At 35.5% G+C, this 17,442-nt stretch carries 12 protein-coding genes, 1 pseudogene and 1 other annotated feature; of the genes and pseudogenes, 8 read left to right on the forward strand and 5 right to left on the reverse strand.

The features are described 5' to 3' along the window. Window positions 1–261 precede the first annotated feature (261 nt). Window positions 262–966, forward strand: coding sequence for a dihydropteridine reductase (locus AB3U99_RS05735; protein ID WP_400246223.1), 705 nt, complete (start codon window positions 262–264; stop codon window positions 964–966). A 113-nt stretch (window positions 967–1,079) separates the two neighbouring features. On the opposite strand, the gene AB3U99_RS05740 is transcribed toward AB3U99_RS05735, so the two are convergent. The 3 genes from AB3U99_RS05740 to AB3U99_RS05750 form a co-directional block, all read right to left on the reverse strand. After that, entirely contained in the window at window positions 1,080–1,679 is a 600-nt protein-coding gene (locus tag AB3U99_RS05740; RefSeq protein ID WP_400246225.1) for a response regulator, read from the reverse strand. Continuing rightward, window positions 1,676–2,809 carry a sensor histidine kinase gene (locus AB3U99_RS05745; RefSeq protein WP_400246226.1) on the reverse strand — a complete coding sequence of 378 codons (1,134 nt, stop codon included), beginning with the start codon at window positions 2,807–2,809 and terminating at the stop codon, window positions 1,676–1,678. Before AB3U99_RS05745 ends, AB3U99_RS05740 begins: the two co-directional genes overlap by 4 nt. 257 nt (window positions 2,810–3,066) lie before the next feature. Then, on the reverse strand, window positions 3,067–4,098 hold the full coding sequence (locus tag AB3U99_RS05750; protein WP_400246228.1) for a fatty acid desaturase: 1,032 nt from the start codon (window positions 4,096–4,098) through the stop codon (window positions 3,067–3,069). Window positions 4,099–4,720: 622 nt separating this feature from the next. After that, window positions 4,721–4,948: a binding site (T-box leader), on the forward strand. A gap of 40 nt (window positions 4,949–4,988) precedes the next feature. Here AB3U99_RS05750 and thrS point away from each other — a divergent pair. Beyond that, window positions 4,989–6,907, forward strand: a pseudogene (thrS, locus tag AB3U99_RS05755) (threonine--tRNA ligase). Between the two features lie 456 nt (window positions 6,908–7,363). On the opposite strand, the gene AB3U99_RS05760 reads toward thrS, so the two are convergent. Together AB3U99_RS05760 and AB3U99_RS05765 are read right to left on the reverse strand one after the other, a co-directional pair. Next, a complete protein-coding gene (locus AB3U99_RS05760) occupies window positions 7,364–7,786 on the reverse strand; it encodes a DUF4395 domain-containing protein (RefSeq protein WP_400246230.1) in 423 nt (140 codons plus the stop codon). Between the two features lie 93 nt (window positions 7,787–7,879). Next, window positions 7,880–8,275: a helix-turn-helix domain-containing protein gene (locus AB3U99_RS05765; protein ID WP_400246232.1), complete on the reverse strand. Its 396-nt coding sequence runs from the start codon at window positions 8,273–8,275 to the stop codon at window positions 7,880–7,882. A gap of 360 nt (window positions 8,276–8,635) precedes the next feature. Between AB3U99_RS05765 and AB3U99_RS05770 the strand changes: the two genes are divergently transcribed. The 6 genes from AB3U99_RS05770 (at window position 8,636) to AB3U99_RS05795 (ending at window position 17,440) form a co-directional block, all read left to right on the forward strand. Then, complete coding sequence (locus AB3U99_RS05770) at window positions 8,636–8,863, forward strand: helix-turn-helix transcriptional regulator (protein WP_400246234.1); 228 nt, start codon at window positions 8,636–8,638, stop codon at window positions 8,861–8,863. Between the two features lie 154 nt (window positions 8,864–9,017). Further along, window positions 9,018–9,833, forward strand: a complete 816-nt coding sequence (gene proC, locus AB3U99_RS05775; protein WP_400246236.1) for a pyrroline-5-carboxylate reductase — start codon at window positions 9,018–9,020, stop codon at window positions 9,831–9,833. A gap of 308 nt (window positions 9,834–10,141) precedes the next feature. Continuing rightward, window positions 10,142–11,758 (forward strand): diguanylate cyclase, encoded by a 1,617-nt coding sequence (locus AB3U99_RS05780; RefSeq protein ID WP_400246238.1) that lies wholly within the window; start codon window positions 10,142–10,144, stop codon window positions 11,756–11,758. Window position 11,759: 1 nt separating this feature from the next. Further along, the gene (locus AB3U99_RS05785; protein WP_400246240.1) at window positions 11,760–12,791 is read left to right on the forward strand and encodes a HEAT repeat domain-containing protein; all 1,032 of its coding nucleotides are present in this window, start codon (window positions 11,760–11,762) and stop codon (window positions 12,789–12,791) included. Next, complete coding sequence (locus AB3U99_RS05790; RefSeq protein ID WP_400246242.1) at window positions 12,792–14,204, forward strand: glycosyltransferase; 1,413 nt, start codon at window positions 12,792–12,794, stop codon at window positions 14,202–14,204. It abuts the gene before it with no gap. Next, the gene (locus AB3U99_RS05795; protein WP_400246244.1) at window positions 14,201–17,440 is read left to right on the forward strand and encodes a hypothetical protein; all 3,240 of its coding nucleotides are present in this window, start codon (window positions 14,201–14,203) and stop codon (window positions 17,438–17,440) included. The genes AB3U99_RS05790 and AB3U99_RS05795 overlap by 4 nt, the downstream gene beginning before the upstream one ends. The last annotated feature ends 2 nt before the right edge of the window (window positions 17,441–17,442 follow it).

Below are 17,442 nucleotides of genomic sequence, written 5' to 3' on the forward strand. Positions count from 1 at the left end.
AGTTGAGAAATAAGTATTCCTGATAGAACCGCGGGAAACTGTATTTTTTGTGTAATTAGCAGGGAAGGATTCCTATAACTTTTCCTTATGTCATAATCATCACAGATTAGCGGAAGAGTATAAATTAGTCTTTGTTCATCAATCGAGAAATAAAATACTTTATAAATTATCAGAAATAATCAATCTTTTTAATTGAGAATAATTATCATTTGTTGTATATTAGATAGTACGATACAAATAATGGAGTAAGGAGAATATACAATGCAAATATACTGGACTAAGATAAATAAGATTATTGAGGAAACGCCTGAGGTTAAAACGTACCTGCTCGACTGTCCGAAAGACTTTACATGGGAAGAAGGTTCCCATACTCATTTCGCACTGAAAGGTTTCAATGCCGGAGACAAACCAAATCGCAGCCTGATTCGCCATATGTCAATCTCCTCTTTACCGCATGAAAATGCAATTGGTATCACAACACGCATCAGAGAGCAGTGCTCTGAGTTTAAATCGATTTTACGAAATCTTGAAGTCGGCAATGAAGTTGCAATATTTAAAACGCATTCGAATTTACCGCTTAAAAGAGAAGACAAAAACGTTTACCTGCTGTCATCAGGTGTCGGTCTAGCAACTTTCAGACCACTTGTACTTGAATATTTCGAACGCGCTGACAATGTCAATCAAATTCATTCCCTGAATATCGATTCATCAAAAGCTTTCTTATTCACCAATATTTTTAAATCTGCACCTGACAAGAAGTTCAACGCTCAGTTCACCGATAACCGTAAAGACTATTATGAAGAAGTGAAAAATCTTGCTGCAGACAAGGATGGCCTCTTCTATGTTGTTGGCAGCGACGACTTCCTTGTGCAGAACATTGCAGTACTGCGTGAGCATGGTATAAAGTCAGAACAGATTATGCTCGATAAGCGTGAAAATGAACTGCCTAAGTTTTTTATCAATTAAATTAGAATTGTATTGTTATGTAGTTGATACTTCTGTGGTACAGCTACATTTATCATTCTTAAACATTGCGATCGGGAACAAAAATTAAAAAAGGACTGCCACCCAGTCCTTTTCTATTTAAACCATCCTTTTTCTTTAAATCTGGTGATAGCTTCTATTCGGTTTTTTACTTCCAGTTTATCGAGTATCATGCTGATATAGTTTCGCACTGTACCTGTTTTAATAGATAGCTCTTGGGCGATTTCTTTTGTGTTTTTGCCATTTGCAACAAGAGTAAGAACTTCTTTTTCCCGTTCGGTTAGGGGATTTTCTTCTTTGTATACATCATCGACCAATTCTGGAGCGTAAATTCTTCTTCCTTCCATCACACTGCGAATGCTATTTGCCAAATCGTCGCTTGGACTGTCCTTGAGCAAATAAGCCGATACGCCAGCTTTCAATGCACGCTGGAAATAGCCAGATCTGGCAAAGGTAGTTAAAATAATGACTTTGCATGGATGGCTCATGAGTTCTTCCGCTGCTTCTAATCCTGTTTTAGCAGGCATCTCTATATCCATTATACAAATATCAGGATTTTTTTCCTTGACTAGCTGAATGGCTTCTTCTCCATTGTTTGCTTTGCCGACAACCGTGATATCTTCTTCTAGATCAAGTAATGATCCCAATGCACCTAAAAGAAGGCGCTGGTCTTCGGCAATAACAATCCGGATCATATTAAGTCCTCCCTTTCTATTATTTTTCCATCACGTGGAACGGCTATGTTTACTATCGTTCCCGCGTTCGCAGTAATCTCTATCGTACCGTTGATAAAATCCAGTCTTTCTCTCATGCCCGCTAATCCGTTTCCTTTGTGAGCATCTTCTTCCTTAAAAGGACTGGTTCCATTGTCCTTAATCACCATGATTGTTTCTTTTTTGTTCTGGCTGATGCTTATGTAGCAAGCGTTGGCATGGCTATGGCGAACTACATTTGTAACAGCTTCTTTTAAGCACATGCTGATAATGTTTTCTGCAATGGATGAAACTCTTAGATTAGAAGCAATGTCGCAAGTTAGGCTTATTTCAGCCGCTTCTAATATTTTTTGGACGAGGAGGAGCTCGTCTTTTAATTTTATGCCGCGCATTTCAGAGACCATTTTTCTAACTTCGTTTAGTGCTGTTCTAGAAGCATGCTGAATATCTTTCAATTCTAAGCGGGCTTGTTCGGGATCCTTATAGACTAATTTTCTGGCTAAATCACTTTTTAAGCCAATAAGGGAAAGTTTTTGACCAAGTGTATCATGAAGGTCTCTGGCAATTCGCTGTCTTTCCTCTAATTTAACTAAATGAGAAATGCGCTTATTCGCATCTTCCAGTTGTTCCTGCAGCTGACCTTTCTCTTTACGATTTTGGATGGTCAATGGCAATAAAATAACGCCAAACCAGATAATCAGCACAAAGGGAAGCTGCTTTAACAGCAAGGAATCACCTATTATAATTTTGAAGTAAATGGCAAATGTTGTAACCGCCAAGTGTATGAAGTAAAGGATAAAATATGGAATCCGTTTTTTTATATTTCCGATAAAATAGGAAAGGAAAAAAGAAAAATAAACATAGCTGTATGCATAAATGGCGAAAGTGGATATTCCAATTAATAAGGAAGGCCATAAATAGATTGTCCAGCCTTTTGAAAGATAAGCTATTCTGTAAAATAGAAAAAATAAAATGGTAAGGATGATGCCAGATATTACATCAACTGCTGAAGAGGCGTGAAATATAAAATAAAATGGCAAAATAGTAAGCAATGTCCAAATATAAGGAGAAATGCCGGTGCTTTTTTTTAAAATCTCTAATCTTTTTATCATCAGTTTCTAACCTCGTTATTTATTGGCTGTCATTCCTATATTTTAACATATTCAAGCAGCGATTAATGGTATAAAACTTTATAATTGCTGCTCGGAGATTTGCTTAAGACAAGTGAGTTACCTTCCTGCCTTATCCCGTATTAACGGGCAGCAGTTTGCCCTCCACTTCTTTAGGTGGGGGCACCGCCCGTAAAAGTCCGATTGGTTTCAATACCAATCAGCGGTAAGAAAAAAATCCTACTTATTGAAGCTTCACTTTATGACATATCGGATCTTGCAGACACGGAAAGGGATTTCTTTTGTTTTTTCCATTCATAAAAACTGATAAACTTTTTGTCTTTTTCGTCCCACAATCGGAATTTTAATGAACGAAGACTGCTTGCAAGTGTTATGGTTGGAACATTTTGTAGGGGCTCCGTCTGTTTATGGACCTGCTCTAAGTTGTAATTAGGAACCCTTGGACTTAAATGATGCACATGGTGGTAGCCAATATTGCCAGTCAGCCATTGCATCCATTTTGGAAGGTGATAGAAGGAGCTTCCTTCTACAGCAGCCTTTACATAATCCCAATTTTTATCTTCCTCAAAGTAAGTGTCTTCAAAAGTATGCTGTACGTAAAACAGCCATACTCCAACAGATCCGGATATTAGAAAAATCGGCAGCTGTACGAGCAAGAAAGAAGACCAGCCAAGTGTACTTCCAAGGAGAACAGCCAATAACACAATGGAAATATTCGTTATATACGTATTTAGCCTTTCTTTTGATCTAGCCCCTTTACGGTTGAATCGATTAGCTAAAAGAAATTCATAAATAGGTCCTAATATAAACATAATGAATGGATTGCGGTACAAGCGATATTTGATTTTTAGCAACAAAGAGGCATTTTCATACTCCTCTATCGTCATCATCCATAGATCGCCGACTCCTCGCTTATCCAAGTTGCTGCTTGTTGCATGATGAATAGAGTGGCTATGCTGCCATTTACTGTAGGGGAATAATGTTAAGATTCCCGTGATCGTTCCTAAAATCTTATTGGCTTTACGGTTCTTAAAGAAAGAAAAGTGACAGCAATCATGAAAAATGATAAAAATCCTTACCAAAAATCCTGCTGCCGCTATTGCAATCACAAAGGATAATATATAAGAAATACTTAAGCTTTTGTATGCTGCAAACCAGAGTATAACAAAGGGCAGTATAGTATTGGCGAGCTGCCAGACACTTATCTTTACAGTGGATTTCTCAAAAGGCGCAACAGCAGTTCTCAATTGTTTTAAGTTTTTTATATTCATTTTTAGTTTCCCTTCTCTTAATGGATATCTACAGTATAAATATAAACCAAACATATTGGCAGACATACATGTCATGTTGGTTATATGACATTTGTCATATAGTGATATTCTTGCTTAAAAAAGTCCTGTAAATGTAAATTAAGTTCAACTAACCATTAAGGACAGTTGATTTCCCACCTATCTTCCTCGAATTCTCATAAAGCTTGCAGGGGAGAGTCTTACTGTCCGTCAAGTGTGGGATAAAGGGGAGAGCGTAAGGCGATCAATATAAATATTTTCTTAGCGAATACATATAATGAAAATAGAGGTTGCATAATTTTCCATCCTGTAATAGAATATTAAAAAATTGATTATTAAAAGCTTTGACAAGGACATGAGCTACTATTTCGGTTTCCAGAGAGGGGAGAATTGCTGAAAACTTCCTAACGCAGAACAAGTATCTTACCACCTTTGAGCTGTATTGGGGAACCTATTAGTATCCAATTCCGTAGACGCAAACGTTATTGCACCAAGCCATGAGATAACCACTATGTGTTTTTCGTGGGAATTTGGGTGGAACCACGGGTAAACGCACTCGTCCCTTTCTTTAGGGATGAGTGCGTTTTTTTGTTTGCAATTCCATAATCAAGCGATGAAAAGGACATGAATTATTTTTACTGTTATCAGAGAGGGAAGAACAGGTGCGAGCTTCCTAGCGAAGGAAAATAATTTACCACCTTTGAGCTATATTGGTGAACTAGAAGTAATCAATATCGTTTATGCAGCGTTACTGCACCAAGCCATAAGAAAACCACTGTGTTTTTTCATGGGAATTTGGGTGGAACCACGGGTGAAAACACTCGTCCCTTTCTTTAGGGACGAGTGTTTTTTTGTACCAAAAAATAAAAGGAGTGAACAAAATGATTAAGGTAGTATTAGCAAACGGAAATAGCAAGGATTTTCCGAAAGGGAGTGCTGTAGCGGAAATTGCTGAGTCTATTAGTGTAAGTTTGAAGAAAAAAGCAGTAGGTGCAAAGTTAAATGACGAATGGATCGTGGATATGGGTCATCGCATAGAGGAAGATGTACATTTGTCTATTTTAACAATAGATTCCGATGTAGGTGTATCTATTATGCGTCATTCCAGCGCCCATGTAATGGCACAAGCGGTGAAAAGATTGTATCCGAATGTTCAGCTAGCAATCGGACCAATTGTAGAGGACGGCTTTTATTATGATTTGAAGCTCGACCATAGCTTAACTGCCAATGATTTAGAAGCTATTGAAAAAGAGATGAAAAAAATCATCAAGGAAAACCTTCCTTTTATTCGAAAAGAGGTTTCGTACGAGGAAGCAAACAAGCTTTTTCAAGCGAAAGAAGAGAAATTTAAACTGGAGCTTTTAGAGGCAATACCAAACAATGAACCGATTTCCCTCTATCAACAAGGAGAGTTTATTGATTTATGCCGTGGTACTCATCTTCCTTCGACAGGTTTTATTAAAGCATTTAAATTAATTCGTGTATCTGGTGCTTACTGGCGAGGGGATAGTAAGAACGAAGTATTGCAGCGAGTATATGGAGTTGCTTTTTCGAGTCAGCAAGAGTTAGCGGAATACTTGGAGATGTTAGAAGAAGCTGCTAAAAGGGATCATCGCAAGTTAGGAAAGCAATTGGAGCTGTTTATGTTTTCAGAAGAAGCACCTGGCATGCCGTTTTATTTACCGAAAGGACAAATCATTCGCAATGAATTAGAGCAATTCTCTAGAGAACTTCAGGGCGAGGCGGATTATGAAGAAGTAAGGACTCCTTTGATGATGAATGAGCGAATGTGGAAGCAATCAGGGCATTGGGATCATTATCATGAAAATATGTATTTTTCCGAAGTAGATGAGCAAAAATTTGCGTTAAAGCCAATGAATTGCCTGGGACATATGCTTGTTTTTAAAAATAGTCTCTATTCTTATCGCGAATTGCCCATTCGATTATCTGAATTCGGTCAAGTACATCGTCATGAATATAGTGGTGCATTAAACGGGATGCTTCGTGTTCGGACATTTTGCCAAGATGATGCCCATCTATTTGTAAGAGAAGACCAAATTGAAGCGGAGATAAAAAGCATCTTTCAATTAATTGATAAAGTCTATCGTACTTTTGGATTTAAATACACTGTGGAACTCTCTACTAGACCAGAAGATTCATTGGAAGGGGACGACATCTGGGAATTAGCAGAAGGTGCATTAAGAAATGTTATAGAGCATCTAGAAATAGACTATATTCTGAATGAAGGAGACGGTGCATTTTACGGTCCGAAAATTGATTTTCATATAAAGGATGCATTGAAAAGAAGTCATCAATGTGCAACAATTCAGCTGGATTTTCAAATGCCAAAGCTTTTCAACCTAGCTTATATAAAGAGAACAATGAAAAAGTCTGTCCCGTCGTTATTCACCGTGCTATATATGGGTCGATTGATCGATTCTTTGGAATTCTAATTGAACATTTTGCAGGTGCTTTTCCGGTTTGGCTTGCCCCAATACAGGTCGAAATTATTCCTGTATCCAGTGTCCATCTAGAATATTGCCTAGAAGTTCAATCTACTTTAAAAGAAGCAGGGATAAGAGTGAAGATAGACGACAGCAACGAAAAATTAGGGTATAAAATCAGAACAGCACAAATGCAAAAGATACCATATTTATTAGTCCTCGGTGATAAAGAAAAGGAACAAAATAAAGTGAATATAAGAAAGTATGGAGAAGCGGTTTCTGAAGGAATATCTTTAGAAGCATTCAAACATATGATAGAAAAGCAAATAAAAGAGAGAAGTCTGTAAATAGGTAGAGGCTGGGATATAAGTATTCCAGCCAAAAATAAACCCGAACAACCATACGATACTTGATATGATTGTTCGGGTTTATATTGGTTTTTAAAAGGCTGTTTCCGTAAAGATGGTGTTATTATCCGCAGCCTGAATACACTTCGCTTTCCATGGGGCGAGCGCCAAGCCTCCTCGTCGCTAGCTCCTGCGGGGTCTCGGACTTTCTTGCAGCTCCCATAGGAGTCTACGTGTATTCAGGCTGCTCCGTCTTTCCAATTAATAAATTTTTTCTATTTCCATAATAGTTATAGAAAAACAATCTTTAAAAACGAATTAGTTTTTACACTGACTATATTTAAAATCATAAATAACTAGCATGAAAAAGTAGCCTTTATTTAAGAGCTAAATTAAGGATTGTTCGTCTTTACAGACTGGCTATTTAGTTTTGTCCCAGCCTCTATGCATTATCTATTAAAGGCTTCGATTATATTGATACTTCTTCCATTGGAATCGGATAAAACAGCCAATGCAAAATCCGAGGATTGCAACTATAGAAGCAAGCCCAACCATAATCGTAAAGATGTAGCCGACAATAGTCCAGTTAAGGAAAAATGAAATGGAACCAACAGCCAAACAAACTACAGCAATTATTTGGTTAAACTGCTGTTGATCCCAGTCTTCTTGACGGTATTCCTTCCTTGGCTTTTTGAGAAACAAACTTGCCAGCTTCATAATAGGATTCCATTGAAACAATAATCCACCTAATCCTGCTAAAAGAGGAATAAGCATAATCCAGTATTGCTGAAAGAATAAACTAAGTAAAACGGAAAGAAAAATAACCCATTGATTAATACGCACTAATGGCTGTGGAATTGTTTTCGCTAGATTAGTCATGAAAACCAACCTTTCTTATAAGAATTATATATATTATACGCTCTTATAAGAAATTTGTTAAGAATAATGAAAAACTTATAAGGATAAAAATTCTTACAAGTTTTTATTCTGCTTCTCTTCTTCTAAAAAACTCCATAGTCTATACAGCTGAAGAACTGTTTTTTCTGGGTCATTTATTAAATGGTCATAAAGGGTTGGGTATTTCTGTAATTGAGTAAGGATTGTAGCTTCCTTTATTGTAATCTCTTTTTCCATCGTTTTACTATGATAGGTAGCTCTTGTTTCTTTTGTCTCCGAGCGGCCAAGGAGATAATCAATGCTTACATCAAAATAATCCGCAAGTTTTTGTAATGTGTCTGTGTCAGGTTTTCGATTACCCGTTTCATATCCTGAGATAGATACCTTGGTCACGTTCATTGCATTCCCAAGCGTTTGTTGAGAAATTTTTGCAGACTTACGTAAATATCTCAATCTTTCTGGAAAATTCATCTGAACCAGCTCCTAATTTCGATATCTCTATTATAAGTTAACAAATAGCTAACAGTAAATAATGAATATTTGTTAACAAATACGGAATTTTATATTGAAGTAAACTACTTGTTTACGTATAATTTTAATAAAGGAAGGCTGTTTTCTAAAAGATTGTTGCTTTCTCAATAGAAAAAATCAATTAATGAGGAAATCTGAGCAGCCTGAATACACGTAGACTCCTGTGGGATTAGCGAGACAGCCTGAGACCCTGCAGGCCAAAGGCCGAAGCGGCTCAGCGCGAGCCCCACGGAAAGCGGAGTGTATTCAGGCTGCGGGTCATAGCAACAAACTTTACGAAAACAGCCTAAAGGAAAAAAGATGATAGGAAGATGGGGTGTAAAAATGCATCGGAATAAACTGCGTATCATAAGAAAGCAATATGGCTATACCTATCAAATGATGGCTGATAAGCTAGGCATTACAAAGTCTTATTATTGGCAGATTGAGAATGGCAAAAGAGGATTATCTTATGAACAAGCAGTACAGATATCCAGTATTTTTTCGAAAACGCCAGACGAAATTTTTCTTCCAGATTATATAAAATAATATTCCTATGGATGAAGGCAACCCAAAGGATAAGAAACTAAAAGATAGAAAAGCCTTGTGCTAATCGTTAATTATTTCGGTCTTAGGTTGGATAGGTTGATTTTCTTCTCGTACTATGTAAGAGTAAAGAGACTAACGAGAGAGGAAGATCAGATTGGAAAAAAGAAAAGTTGGTTTTATCGGGTGTGGAAAAATGGCCCAAGCGATGGTAAACGGAATGCTTCAATCTTCTTTTTCACAGCGAGAAGATATTTTGGCAAGTACAAAGTCAGTAAAAAGCGCAGAAATTGTTAAGGAAGCTTTTCATATAGAAACTATCTTAGATAATAAACAAGTAGCTAGGTTTGCTGATGTCTTAATTATTGCAGTGAAGCCACATCTATATGGAGAGGTTTTACAAGAAATCAGTTCATATGTGAAGGAAGAAACAATCATTATTACGATTGCAGCTGGTATTGATTTAACATACATAGAATCTCAGATGTCCGAAAAAACAAAGGTTATTCGCTCGATGCCAAATACTCCTTCTCTAGTAGGAGAAGGGATGACCGTATTTTGTGCGAATGACAGGATCAACGAGGAAGAGATTGCTTTTATAAAAGAAATGTTTGCATCATTTGGACAAGTGGAAATGGTAGACGAAAGTTTAATGGATTATATTCCGGCTATTAGCGGTTCTTCTCCAGCATATGTGTATATGTTTATTGAAGCATTGGCAGATGGCGGTGTCCGAAGTGGGATACCAAGAGAAAAAGCTTATAAATTAGCTGCCCAATCGGTTTTAGGGGCGGCAAAAATGGTTTTAGAAACAGGCAAGCATCCAGGTATATTGAAAGATGAAGTATGCACACCTGGCGGAGCAACGATTGAAGCAATAACTACGTTGGAACAGCATCAATTTAGAGGGACAATATTAGCAGCAATGGAAAGCTGTGACCGAAAAAATCGTAAAATGCAAAAACAAGATTAAAAAGTATTAATTTCATAAAAATTAGATAGAAAGTTTCTCTATCCAATTCAGTATTCTTTTTATATAATGAAAGTAGTTTCTGATAAAATAAGAAAAATGTACTAGTAATCTAGGCATAAATAATTATTTGTCAAAAAAATGATATAGTGTATGAATCAGGCCAGTCTCTTGGTCTTTTTTGTGCGCTTCTTTTTAATTTTCTAATAAATGAATCGTAATAGCAAAGTTTAATTATTTTTTATATGTTGGGGAAAATAGCAAAATGGTCTTTACAAAAGAAGCCGTTCTAGTAAAAGGGAGAGGAAGAAGTGTTGGATAAATATAAAGCAATCTTTATTACGAGGATGACGCAGCAGTTAAAAAATTTATTGAACAAAACAGAGACAGAGATTATAAAAAATGAAGAAGTGTATGGCTTGTTGCATACTATCAAAGGTACTTCAGGTACTTTAGACTTGGACTTATTATTTCAATTAGTTTCAGGTTTAATGACAAAAGTCGAACAACGAAAGGTAGATTGGACACTTTCTGAACTTAAGGGCTTTTTAAGTGAATTACTAGATATATGTGAAGAATATGAGCATTTTCATGAAGAAATTAATCGAATTCCAGACTTTAGGGATACAGAAGTACCACTTATACAGTTAATTGATGATGATATCTCCTTATTAATTTTTTTAAAGGATATGATGGAACGTAAAGGTTGGATGGTAATAGCTAATTCAAATGCAGAACATGCGATTGAACAATTTTATAGCATGCAGCCAGATTGTATCATTATTGATATTAATCTTCCTATTAAAACAGGTTTAGATGTTCTTGATGATATTCAGAAGCACACAAAGCACTCCTTTGTCCCAAAAATCATATGCAGTATAGATAGCTCAAGAGAAAAAAGAATAGCTGCATATAAAAAAGGGGCAGATGATTATATTGAAAAGCCGCTTGATATGGAAGAGTTTTTGATTCGAATTGAGAGACATATTGAAAGAAAAAAGATATTTGATCAGTCTGTCTTAATTGATGAATTAACAGAAGTATATAATCGGAAATTTTTAAAGGATTCGTATAATCGATTTATTAATGATGTAATCCGGACGAAAACATCTGGAACCATTGCTATTATAGATATTGATCATTTTAAAAAAGTAAATGATAAGTATGGACATGTAGTAGGTGATAAAATATTAAAAGAATTTGCGAATTTTTTAAAAACTAATATTAGAAGCACAGATACCTTGTTTCGTTATGGTGGAGAAGAATTCGTTATCCTTTTTCAACGAGCAATAGAATCTGATGTTGCAGATGTTTTAAATAGAATGCTGAAGTGCTATTCTGAAATGACTTTTGAAGTGGATGATGGGGAGCAATTTTCTCTTGCTTTTTCTGCGGGGATATTTGAAATTGCTTCAGGGGATGTCCCTCTGAAAAAAGCATTAGAGATAGCAGATGAGGCGCTATATTTAGCGAAGGAAAATGGACGCGCGTGTATCAAAAGTGCTAATAAGATGAAGGAAACACCAAATAAAAAGCTTTTGAATATTTCAATTGTGGATGATGATTCTCTTATTCGTTCTATCCTAAATAATATTTTAGATTCAATCGAAATAAATAACCTTACTATCGATATAACAGAATATGAAGATGGGATTCAATTTTTGGAATCAAATCGTCTGCAAGAGAATGGTATGCATTTTCTTATTTTAGATGGAATTATGCCAGTGATGGATGGGCTAGAACTACTGCAAATTGTTAAAAAGACTGTTTATAAGCACAATGCTCATATTCTCATGTTGACTGGTAGAAAGAGTGAACATGATATTGCAGAAGCATTAAGGTTAGGTGCAGATGATTATGTAACAAAACCATTTAGCATTAAAGAGCTGCAAGCTAGAATTATAAGGCTAATAACGAGGATGATTTAATTTGGAACAAGAGATAAAGGTTTTACAAATCGTTAGTATCATTCTAATTGTCCTTTTAGTATGTTTATTAGTCTATTTAATTATTAGGAAAACGGTAGAAAATAGACAAAATAAAAAGGTAATCGATAAGAAAAAGAAGCTAATAGGAACGGTTTTTGAACATCTAAGGGATGGAAAGGAAATTCCTAAGAATATAATGCAAACGCGAATAGATAAACAGGCATTAGAAGAAGTGCTCACTGATTTCTCTGAAAGAATGGAAGGAGAACAGGAGGAAAAACGACTTCATGAATTAGCTGCTTTCTATTTGAGAGATAGCTATGTGAAAGAATTAAAAGCAAGGAATTGGAGTAGCCGTATGAATGTCCTCTATAAAATCGAGGATTTTCATTTGCATGAAATGGAAAGGCATGTCATTAGCCGGTTGTATAATAAGAATTGTACAAGCGATGAAAAAATCCAGATTTATCGTATCTTAGCAGCTTTTCAGTACGAAAAAATTTGGTCGATTATTAATGAAGATATGGAGCTTTCTGAGAAAAATTACCGTAGTATATTGCTCCGAATAAAATCAGCAATATTTGAGGAGTTTATTCGGCCATTTTATTATTGTAGAGAGGAATTACAATTAGCTATTTTAGATGTAATAAGTATGAAAAGGAAAGTAGAATATCTTGTATTTTTGGAATCTGTTTTTGAGAAATACGATGGAGAGATTAAATTAAGAGCTTTGAAGGCTATTTCCTCAATCGGTTATGTGAAAAATATAGAAGATTATCTATTTTTAGCTAAGTCTAAAGTATGGGAGAAGCGAATGATGATAGCCAAACTATTAGGCTCTAGTGAAGAGAAATATCTTCCTTTATTAATAATGCTTTTACATGATTCGTCTTGGTGGGTTCGATCTCAGGCAGCCGAATCCATTATGAGCTTTAAAAAGGGGAGAGTAATTTTACTAGAAATTGTAAAGCTCTCCAAAGATAAATTTGCACAAGATATGGCCAGGGAATGGCTAAATAAAGGAGTTCATTAGATGGTATATCATTGGTGGTCATCTGCTGTTCAAATCTTTGCTTCGTTCATTTCTATTTATATGGTAATCATTATTTTGTTTTACTCCGTTATTCTTTTTATTTCCATGCTTCAATTGCGGAAGGAATATAAATTAAACAGAGAGGAAGCCTTTGATGATATTTCAAATGAATGGTATACCAAACCAGTATCGATTATTGTTCCGGCATATAATGAGGAGGCAGGAATCATACCATGTGTACGCTCCTTATTAAGTGTTAATTACCCTCAATTTGAAATTATTGTTGTTAATGATGGATCGAAAGACCAAACTTTGCAAAAAATGATTGAACAGTATGAAATGGTTAAAATAGAAAAGGTTGTTAGGAAACAGATAGCAACTAAGCCTATTAAAGGCATTTATCAATCCCAATTGTTACCGAAATTATATTTGATTGATAAAGAAAATGGAGGAAAAGCAGATGCTTTAAATGTTGGCTTAAATTTCTCCCATTATCCTTATATCTGTTCCTTAGATGGCGATTCCGTTTTAGAGAGAGATGCTTTCTTAAAGGTGATGAAACCTATTATGGATAGCAGTGAAGAGGTTGTTGCATCTAGTGGCAGTATTCGTATTGCAAATGGATGCACGATAAAGAATGGACAAGTGTTGAATATAGGATTGCCCCATAATCCTCTTGTGATTTTACAAATAATAGAATATTTAAGAGCATTTCTCATGGGGAGAATTGGATTAAGCAGACATAATCTATTATTAATTATTTCAGGAGCCTTTGGTGTCTTTTCGAAAAAATGGGTTATGAAAGCAGGGGGCTACCAAACAAACACAGTTGGAGAGGACATGGAGCTTGTTATTCGACTTCATCGATTGATTAAGGAATCAAAAGAAAAAAAGACAATCGTTTATGTTCCTGATCCAGTTTGCTGGACAGAGGTTCCAGAAGAAATGAAGTTTTTAAGAAGACAACGAAGAAGATGGCAACGAGGACTATTCGAAAGTCTGTGGAGCCACCGAAAGTTAATGTTAAATCCCAAATACGGCAATATTGGCTTAATTTCTTTTCCTTATTTTTGGATTATTGAATTTCTGGGACCTATTGTAGAATTATTGGGATACATATATACCGTTATTGCCCTATTTTTTGGAGGAATCTATTTAGAATTTGCTATCTTAATTTTTTTATTATCTTGCATTTATGGATCGATTTTTTCCATGGCTGCCGTATTATTAGAGGAATGGAGCTTGCGTAAATTTCCAAAAGTTTCTCATATTATTTATTTGTTCTTCTTTTCGTTAACAGAAACTCTTTGGTATCGTCCATTAACTGTTTTTTGGCGATGTGAGGGGATATGGCAATTAATTAGTGGTGATAAAAGTTGGGGAGACATGAAGCGAAAAGGAGTATCCAAATGAAATGGAATAAATCGATTGTTTTCTTTTTACTCATTATCTTTTTTATAGGACTTATAGCAAGTCCTTTTTGGATTTGGAAGTTTAAGGATAACAAGGAGTTAAATGTGCTGATTATGGATAAAACCGTTCCGGATTCGTCCTATCGTGAGCATGAAGGGCTAGTATGGGTCTTAAACAATCAAAAGTTTGAAAAAAGCACACATGATTCCTATATTAAGCAAAAGGATTATGTAGGTTTTAAACCAGATGCAAACAAAAATGTCCGGGTAACAAATTTACCAGAGGATTTATCAAAATACGATGTGATATACATCACCGACCAATATGGTGTTTATGAAGAGGAATATTATGGAACGAATAATCTTGGGAAAAGATCAGAGAAAATTTATGGTGGGTTAGAATTGGAAGACATCTCAAAAGTGGAGGATGCATTGTTTGAGCACAATAATAAAACGCTGATTGCTGAATTTAACACCTTTGCTAGTCCAACTAGTGATGAAGCGCGTGAAAAAATTACGAATCTTCTACATGTTTCATGGAGTGGTTGGATAGGAAGATATTTTTCTGACATGAATAGTACTGAAGTTCCTATTTGGGTTAAAGAGAATTATGAGAGTATCTATAAGAATAAATGGACATTCAAAGGGTTTGGAATGGTGTTTATTAATAAAGAGGATCATGTAGTTGTATTGTCAGGAGAAGAGCTTGTTGGGGGGAAGGTGCAATTTTCCACTACAGATAGAGGCGAAAAAATATTTGATGAGTCTATTACTTCAAAATATGGCTATTGGTTTGATATTGTGGAAGCAAAGGAAACGAACGATGTTCTAGCTACTTATACACTTCCAGTCAGTAAAAAAGGAAAAGCAATCTTAGATAAATATGGTTTGCCTAGTAAGTTTCCTGCGATTATTCAAAATAGTAATCAACAATACACGTCTTATTATTTTGCAGGTGATTACGCAGATGAAGCTGAAGTACCTGCTATTTATGAAACTGTAGGGCTTGATCATTGGAAAAGATATGTTACTTACCGTAACTCGTTTTATTGGAATAGTTATGTACCTATTATGAAACATATTTTAAATGAAGGGTTACATGTTGATAATAAGGAAAAGAATCTAGTAGAAACTACTACTATTAATAATTTAGAAGTGAATACGAAAACAGATGATACGTATATCCAAGTATTAAAGGATGATAAATGGACGAATTTTCTTGTTAAAGGGGTTAATATGGGAATCTCTAAGCCAGGAGCTTTTCCTGGAGAGACAGCTATAACAAAGGATGAGTATTTACGTTGGTTTAAAGATATAGGTGCCATGCATGCAAATACAATTCGGGTTTATACATTGCATCCACCAGCGTTTTATCAAGCGTTGTATGAATATAATCAATTGGCAGAAGAACCTTTATATCTCTTTCATGGTGCATGGATAAATGAAGAAATACTTATCGAGAAACAGAATGCATATGCAAAAGCGGTACAGAACGATTTTAATCGAGAACTGACGAATATGATTGATATTATTCATGGAAATGCCTCCATACCGGAAAGCCCAGGGCATGCCTCAGGAGAATATGCGTATGATATATCGAAATACGTATTAGGAATTATGCTTGGAATCGAGTGGGATCCTGAAATTGTAAAGAATACGAATGAACAAAATAAAGAAATAAAGTCCTATCAAGGAACGTACTTTAAAACAAAGGATGCTTCTCCTTTTGAAAGCTGGCTTGCTTTAAAAATGGATGAAACGGCAAAATATGAGGCTGATAAATATGGGTGGCAACATACAATGAGCTTCACCAATTGGGTTACAACCGATTTGCTTGAACATCCATATGAACCAGATTCACAAGAAGATATGTCTGTGGTAGATCCAAATCATATTGGAGCAACAAAGAATTTTCAGGCGGGATTGGTTGCTTCGTATCATGTATATCCGTATTATCCTGATTTCCTAAATTATGAGCCAAAGTACAAAAGCTATATTAATAAACAAGGGAAGCAAAGTAATTATGGAGCCTATTTACAGGATTTACGAGAGGCTCATAATATGCCAGTATTAATTGCAGAATTTGGTGTGCCATCTTCAAGAGGAAAAACCCATGATAATATAAATGGAATGACGCAAGGATATCTTTCCGAACAAGAACAAGGAACATTTGATAAAGAAATGTTTCAAATGATTGTAGATGAAGATTATGCTGGTGGATTAGTATTTACATGGCAGGATGAATGGTTTAAGCGGACATGGAATACGATGGAATACGATAACCCTGATAGAAGGCCATTTTGGTCCAATATCCAAACAAATGAGCAGCATTTTGGGCTATTGAGTTTTGATGCAGGTAAATATGAGCCGGCCATCTATATAGATGGCAATCTAAAGGACTGGGAAAAGTTGCAGATTCCGCCTTTGTATTCAAATGTATCTTCAGAAGAAGGAATGCAATCTATCTATGTAAGTAGTGATGAACAACAATTAAATTTGCGAATTGACTATCACCAGCCGATAGACTTACAAAAGGATGCTACCTATTTACTGCTAAATACGATAAATGACCAGGGGCAAGAAGCGATATCCTTAAGAAATCAAAAGATAAAATCAGATTTTGGCGTGGACTTTCTAATCAAAATCGCCGATGAGGAAAATTCAGAAATAGTAGTAGACAGTTATTATGATTCTTTCCATTATCAATATGGATCTTTGTTACATATGGTTAAAGAAGAATCGTATGCAAATAAAAAGAATAATGGCGTTTTTCATCCTATACGCTTAACCTTAAATAAGGAATTAAACATTCCAGGTGCTAAAATTCCATTTCAATCTTATGTGACAGGTCAACTTCTATTTGGGAATGGCAATCCTGAAAATGAAAATTTTAATAGCTTAACTGATATCAGTGTGAGCGAAGATAGAAAAACGGTTGAAATTCGTATACCTTGGGCTTTGTTGAATATAAAAGACCCAAGTCAGAAAGAAGCTATGGCTGACTTATGGAAAAAAGGTTTAGATGGAAGCGAATATATTAAGGGAATTCAAATAGCGGCAGTATTGGAAAAAGAGAATAAATTAATATCCTCCTTACCAGCATTAACAAAAGATGGTAGGATATCATCTGATTCTTCTGAATGGTATACCTGGGATGAATGGGAGACGCCAGCCTATCATGAACGTTTAAAAGCTTCTTATTATATATTGCAGGATGCTTTTTCAGAAATAAATTGAGG

Origin of the sequence: Niallia tiangongensis (assembly GCF_044704065.1) — a bacterium.
Lineage (GTDB): Bacteria > Bacillota > Bacilli > Bacillales > Cytobacillaceae > Niallia > Niallia tiangongensis.

What these genes read in the sequence shown, in the direction of transcription:
- AB3U99_RS05740 (WP_400246225.1), bottom strand. Translation starts at nt 1,679, where the DNA reads ATGATCCGGATTGTTATTGCCGAAGACCAGCGCCTTCTTTTAGGTGCA.
- AB3U99_RS05770 (WP_400246234.1), top strand. Translation starts at nt 8,636, where the DNA reads ATGATAGGAAGATGGGGTGTAAAAATGCATCGGAATAAACTGCGTATC.
- AB3U99_RS05745 (WP_400246226.1), bottom strand. Translation starts at nt 2,809, where the DNA reads ATGATAAAAAGATTAGAGATTTTAAAAAAAAGCACCGGCATTTCTCCT.
- AB3U99_RS05750 (WP_400246228.1), bottom strand. Translation starts at nt 4,098, where the DNA reads ATGAATATAAAAAACTTAAAACAATTGAGAACTGCTGTTGCGCCTTTT.
- AB3U99_RS05765 (WP_400246232.1), bottom strand. Translation starts at nt 8,275, where the DNA reads ATGAATTTTCCAGAAAGATTGAGATATTTACGTAAGTCTGCAAAAATT.
- AB3U99_RS05760 (WP_400246230.1), bottom strand. Translation starts at nt 7,786, where the DNA reads ATGACTAATCTAGCGAAAACAATTCCACAGCCATTAGTGCGTATTAAT.
- AB3U99_RS05795 (WP_400246244.1), top strand. Translation starts at nt 14,201, where the DNA reads ATGAAATGGAATAAATCGATTGTTTTCTTTTTACTCATTATCTTTTTT.
- AB3U99_RS05790 (WP_400246242.1), top strand. Translation starts at nt 12,792, where the DNA reads ATGGTATATCATTGGTGGTCATCTGCTGTTCAAATCTTTGCTTCGTTC.
- AB3U99_RS05735 (WP_400246223.1), top strand. Translation starts at nt 262, where the DNA reads ATGCAAATATACTGGACTAAGATAAATAAGATTATTGAGGAAACGCCT.